Consider the following 2432-nt stretch of genomic DNA (forward strand, 5'->3'; position numbering starts at 1 on the left):
TGTTTATAAAAATCATCAGGTAGTTGAATTCTTTTTGGCATTGTTTTGTTGGTGAAAAAAATGATTATTATACACTATTTATAGTATTGTTGTTTTTTGAATTTGGTATAACAAGCCAAATGCAATGAATGCGCTCAGTTGCTATCGTTATCTTTATCAATCTTTTAGATAACACGCCTTATTAAAAGTACACAAAAACCCAGTCAAAAGACTGGGTTTTTTGTGTTACTAATATACTTTAAACAAATAACAAAGTAGCACTTGAATGTTATATTCTTGGTGCTGGTTATGGCTATTTATGCAAAGTGTTTATTAGATAGGTGGTTCAAGGGTTCCATTGATTTGTATTGCATCAACTGCGTCGGGTGTCTCCCTATAACCAGAGCCAACCACTATCTTTATGATTTTAAACGGACCTTTTTTCCTTACTTCGGGGCGTAGCATTATCGTTCTGTCGTTTACGAATCCCCGCAGATTGGAATTTGCAGGAACAACAGTATCTCTTCCAAACCCATAAAGTCTAACCTGATTGCCTTCCGAGTCAATCCCCCAGACAGTTTGACCACCTTCTCTAGTGTTAAAAGTCTCACGAATAACAATAGACCTAATGTATATTGATTCCGCATACGTAAGCGTGAAAATGGCTCTAGAACCATAGTTTTTACTGCCATCTGCATTTACAACTCTTGCTTCTATCCAGGAATGCGGGTCATTCAGCTGCTGCCTATCGCCAAGCTCCAGCCTCGAGTCTGGGATACCAGTAATCCGATCGGCTAAGGAGGGGTTGTTATTCACGCTTGCGTCCACAGCCCATAGTGATCTAAATGATGGAGCTGTTTGCAACTCAATACGGCGGCTGCTCTTTGTAGCATTCTCATTATCCTTCGTACCGACCACAGAACCTGCAGGAACAGTGACGCTCAAGAAAGAGACTTTCGAGGGTTTACCAGAATTCCTGTCTTCTTCTTGTGCTGGGCGCACAACTAATGTCCAAAGAGTATTATCAGTTCGAACTGGGGTAAGGGTTGTACCTGCCTTGATCGTACCATTTTTAATATTCACATCTTTGATTGTAAAACCAAAAACAGGCTTGCTAAATTCAAATTTAAAAGTAACGAATTTACCAGCCCTAACTTTGCCATTGGTATCATCTGTGATTTCTAGTGTTACTAATTTCGATTTAATACAACGAACACTCATGCCGTAAGCACGATCAAGGCTATTGTAGTTCGCACCAGTACGGTCAATACTCAAATATTTAGCTTGTTGTACCCCACCAGTAGAAACAGAAGCATTCCGTGTCCACAAGGCGGCTAAAGAAACGGTATTTAGAATAGCCCCACCAGTCGCACGATTGCGAAAGCCAGCAGCTGGGATTCTAAGGAAGCTGGAGAAGGCTTTATCAAGAGTATTAGGCGCATCAATGCCAGCTAAAGTCATCTCATTTTCTAAATCCATCTTAGTTGGCACATTAAAGCCTACTGGACAAATATCATTAGCCTCGCCGTCTATCCAAACAGATGCTCTTTTTGAACCATCGTTATCTACACCTGCGCTTACCCAATCAAAAGAACCGGTAATAAATTTATCTGTTGTTGAAAAGATGCTGTCTTTCTGTGCTGATGTTGTACCTGAGGTCCTAGATTCGTGACCATCTTGCTTACGACCCCATTGGTATAAATCTCCATAAGCAGCAGTGTCAGTACTTGAGATGGCTGTTCTTGTTGCACCTAGGTTTCTATCAAGCCAAGTTCTACCTGTGTAGGGTGAGGTAATTAGTCCATAAGTTTGCCTATTAAACAATATTGTGGCTTTCGTTTCAACACATTGAACTTTAGTTCTAGAGTTGCTATCGAAAGTTACAACGGTGGTAATAGAACCTAGAGCAGTACGAGCCGAAAAAGAAAAGGTGATTAAAAGGCTAAGCACAAGCAAGTGCTTGAATTGATTGAACGCACTAGAGGGCGTGTTTTTAAAAAAATGACTTAATTGGGATTTTGCTGTGTTTGTCATGATAATTTAGCCACTTAGTTTTAAAAATTTTAGACATAATACCACTGCCTCGCCTTCTATATAAGTTTTTTTGAATATTTTTAAAAACTCTGATGAAGTTTTTTACAACCTAAAACGCACGATATTTGCATGCCAAGTTAATCCACACCGCATAAGACTTTCAAGTTCAAACTCTCGTTGGTTTTGGGTGTTACGCTTATGTTTGCATGCATCATAACAAGCCAAGTACAGTGAATCAACTCAGTTACTACAGTTATCTTTATCAACCTTTTAGATAGCACGCCTTATTAAAAAGTGCACAAAAAACCCAGTCAAAAGACTGGGTTTTTTGTGTTACTAAGTACTTTAAGCAAATAACAAACCAGCACTTGAATGTTATATTCTTGGTGCTGGTTATGACTATTTATGCAAAGTGTTTA

1 protein-coding gene is annotated in these 2432 nt (G+C 39.1%); it reads right to left on the minus strand.

The window, feature by feature from the left end; translation table 11 throughout:
- Positions 1-312: 312 nt before the first annotated feature.
- On the minus strand, positions 313-2013 hold the full coding sequence (locus tag BBROOKSOX_RS10045; RefSeq protein ID WP_139661598.1) for an FISUMP domain-containing protein: 1701 nt from the start codon (positions 2011-2013) through the stop codon (positions 313-315).
- Positions 2014-2432: the final 419 nt, after the last annotated feature.

The sequence above is a fragment of the bacterium endosymbiont of Bathymodiolus sp. 5 South genome (genome assembly GCF_900128535.1).
Classification (GTDB): domain Bacteria; phylum Pseudomonadota; class Gammaproteobacteria; order PS1; family Pseudothioglobaceae; genus Thiodubiliella.